We start from the raw sequence: 281 nt of genomic DNA, 5'->3' as shown, positions 1-281 counted from the left end.
AAAGATCTCAAAGCCTTGTCTATAAGCGCGCGCAGCGAGGGTAAAACCTGCTTTACGACCAACCTCATCGCCATCCATTGCAATGGTAATATAGGCTTTAGTATCGGGTAAATTCACATGCCTCATGCCATGGCTTGAAAGGGACGCCCATAAATTCACGGGTTCTGATAACAACCCAGACAGCAGAGCCAGACCGGTTTCAATGCCCTCACAAATGACAAGATGTTTTGGATTACCTTGGCTTAAATGCACAGCGCCACCTGTTACAGACCCCAACATAG

Annotated in this window: 1 protein-coding gene; it reads right to left on the bottom strand. The window is 47.3% G+C overall.

The window, feature by feature from the left end:
- On the bottom strand, positions 1–281 hold a 281-nt coding region (locus BN338_RS10705; protein WP_039762748.1), incomplete at both ends, for a toprim domain-containing protein.

The sequence above is a fragment of the Bartonella queenslandensis AUST/NH15 genome (genome assembly GCF_000312585.1).
Lineage (GTDB): Bacteria > Pseudomonadota > Alphaproteobacteria > Rhizobiales > Rhizobiaceae > Bartonella > Bartonella queenslandensis_A.
The sequence above is the reverse complement of the archived record's forward strand: the minus strand, read 5'-3'. Positions and strand labels throughout refer to the sequence as shown.